The 1,531-nt window shown below is 74.8% G+C and carries 1 protein-coding gene and 3 pseudogenes; 3 read left to right on the top strand and 1 reads right to left on the bottom strand.

Going from position 1 to position 1,531, the window contains the following annotated elements:
* Positions 1 to 399, top strand: a pseudogene (locus ACFW2E_RS46705) (GNAT family N-acetyltransferase); the annotation flags it as partial.
* Here ACFW2E_RS46705 and ACFW2E_RS46700 read toward each other — a convergent pair.
* A pseudogene (locus tag ACFW2E_RS46700) lies at positions 377 to 701 on the bottom strand (hypothetical protein); the annotation flags it as partial. The pseudogenes ACFW2E_RS46705 and ACFW2E_RS46700 overlap by 23 nt on opposite strands.
* On the opposite strand from ACFW2E_RS46700, the gene ACFW2E_RS46695 reads away from it, so the two are divergent.
* Positions 655 to 975, top strand: coding sequence for a MerR family transcriptional regulator (locus ACFW2E_RS46695; protein ID WP_384478216.1), 321 nt, complete (start codon positions 655 to 657; stop codon positions 973 to 975). The pseudogene ACFW2E_RS46700 and the gene ACFW2E_RS46695 overlap by 47 nt on opposite strands.
* 85 nt (positions 976 to 1,060) lie before the next feature.
* Positions 1,061 to 1,531: pseudogene (locus ACFW2E_RS46690) on the top strand (GNAT family N-acetyltransferase); the annotation flags it as partial.

Below are 1,531 nucleotides of genomic sequence, written 5' to 3'. Positions count from 1 at the left end.
GGCCTAAAACCCCAATCCCCGCGCGCATGTCCCCGGGCCGCCGGCCCCGGCGAACTGGCCTTTTGGCTGCGGGGCGCGGGCCCCGCCCCTTTGTCCCGCCCCCCCGCCGACCGGCCGGCCGGTTACGGCGTGATCCGCCCCGGCCACGACAGCCTGCGCATCGGCCCGCTGTTCGCCGACGGCCCCGACGACGCCCGGGCCCTGTTCGCCGCCCTCACCGCCGAGGCCGCCGGCCGCGAGGTCGCCATCGACGTCCCCGAGACGAACACGGCGGGGATCGCGCTGGCGGAGTCGGCCGGACTCGCCCCTTCCTTCGAGACCGCCCGCATGTACACGGGCCCGGTGCGCGACCACGCCCGGGAGCGCGTGTTCGGCGTCACGACACTCGAACTCGGCTGACCGGCCCGGCGGGTCGGCCCGGCACTGCGTGACAACGGCGGTGCAGGGCGCGTACGTCCTCCACCAGTCCGGCACCGGCCCCTCGACGGGTACCCGGGCGCGCCCTCACCGACGGGCAGCGCCCGCACCGGGGCCCCGGGCACGCCCAGTTCGCCGAGCCGGGTGGCAAGCTGCTCCGAGGACGCCGCATGCACGATCCGCACGAGCCCGACCCAGGCGTGCGCGGCGGCGCACTTCGGGCAGTGCTCGCCGGAGGTGTGGACGGTCGCCGCGGCCCGCTCCTCGGCAGTGAGCCGGACCGCCGGTCTGCTCCACCCCGAACGCGCCGGCAACGGCTACCGCTCCTGGGCCGAGTCCGCGGTCCAGGACGTCCAGCAGATCCGCGGCCCGCTGGACTCGGGGCTCACCGCGGAGATGATCCGAGCCATCCTGGCGTACCTCTCCGGCCCAGAGGAGCTCCATCCGGCCGCCGAGTGCGTGACCCCGGAGACCGCCGCGCTGCTCACCGGTCACATCGACCGTATCCAGGCCCGCATCGACTGCCTGGCCCGCAACCGCGACCGGCTGAGCGCGTAACTGGCCGCGCTGCGTCCCGGTGCCGCCAAAACGGCCGACCGGTAATCCCGTTGCCCCCGGCCGCCCCAGGTGCTGGAGTGAGCCCATGGATCACGCCTCGGTGCTCGCCCTGTACGACCGGGACATGCGCGAGGGGGCACGGCCCGACGGGCCCGGAGCCCGTGTCGAGCGCACCGGCAACGTGGTGCGCCAGGTGGCGGACGCCCACGGCTGGAACGGTGTCGTCTGGTCCGGCCTGAACGCGACGAACGCGGACCGGGCGATCGCCGACCAGATCGCGTACTTCACCGGCCTGGGCCGCGACTTCGAGTGGAAGCTGTACGGCCACGACCTCCCGCCCGACCTCGGACTGCGGCTCGCCGCGGCCGGATTCGTGCCGGAGCCCGAGGAGACGCTGATGATCGCCGAGGTCGCCGATCTGATCGTCGACACGCGGCCGCCCGACGGTATCCGCATCGTGCCGGCCACCGACCCCGCCGGTGTCGACCTGGTGGTGGACGTGCACGAGAAGGCCTTCGGCACGGACGGGAACCGGCTCCGCCACCGGCTGCGGGCC

It is taken from the genome of Streptomyces sp. NPDC058964 (genome assembly GCF_042741275.1).
Lineage (GTDB): Bacteria > Actinomycetota > Actinomycetes > Streptomycetales > Streptomycetaceae > Streptomyces.
This window is presented reverse-complemented; position numbering and strand designations above follow the sequence as displayed.